The following is a 904-nucleotide window of genomic DNA, read 5'->3' as shown; positions in this document are numbered from 1 at the left end:
GCGTATCGCTGATCTGGCCGAGGACGAGCGGCCAGCGACACTCTATCTTGTCGTGCCGCCCTCCGACATCAGCCGTACCAAGCCGCTCATCCGGCTCGTGCTGAACCAGATCGGGCGAAGGCTGACGGAAGACCTTCATGCGAAGGATCGACGGCATCGTCTGCTTATGATGCTCGACGAGTTTCCGGCGCTCGGCCGGCTCGATTTCTTCGAAAGTGCGCTCGCCTTCATGGCGGGCTATGGCATCAAGTCTTTCCTGATTGCCCAGTCGCTCAACCAGATCGAAAAAGCCTACGGTCCGAACAACTCCATCCTGGACAACTGCCATGTGCGGGTGAGCTTTGCCACCAATGACGAGCGCACGGCCCGGCGCGTCTCCGACTCACTCGGCACGGGAACCGAGATGCGGGCCATGAAAAACTATGCCGGGCACAGATTGTCGCCCTGGCTCGGGCATCTGATGGTCTCGCGGCAGGAGACCGCGCGGGCCCTGATGACGCCCGGCGAGATCATGCAGCTTCCGCCGACCGATGCCATCATCATGGTCTCGGGCCTGTTCCCCATCCGGGCGAACAAAGTGCGCTATTTCGCCGATCCACGCCTGGCCGGGCGTGTCCTGTCGCCACCGAAGCCGGAAACGATCTCAGGGACATCGCGCCCGGATGACTGGACCGGCACAACAGTCCCAGCGGTGCCGGAAGGCAATCCTGCCCAATCCGGGCACTCTGCGGATGCGCAGGATGAGGATCCGGCAAATGGCGGCATCCGCCGTCAGCCGGAACTTCCCGAGCAGGAGGACATTGCGCCTTTGCAAACGGCACAGCACAACGACGAGTTCGAGCTGGACCGCGACGAACTCGATGATGACGCGCTGCGTCGACGCGCGGTCGATCAGGCCATGCGG

1 protein-coding gene is annotated in these 904 nt (G+C 62.9%); it reads left to right on the top strand.

Annotated elements, in window-relative coordinates; genetic code table 11:
• On the top strand, positions 1 to 904 hold a 904-nt coding region (locus EN925_RS37695), incomplete at both ends, for a type IV secretory system conjugative DNA transfer family protein (protein ID WP_164894758.1).

Source organism: Mesorhizobium sp. M7A.F.Ca.US.006.04.2.1 (assembly GCF_004022915.1).
GTDB classification, from domain to species: Bacteria; Pseudomonadota; Alphaproteobacteria; order Rhizobiales; family Rhizobiaceae; genus Mesorhizobium; species Mesorhizobium ciceri.
This window is presented reverse-complemented; position numbering and strand designations above follow the sequence as displayed.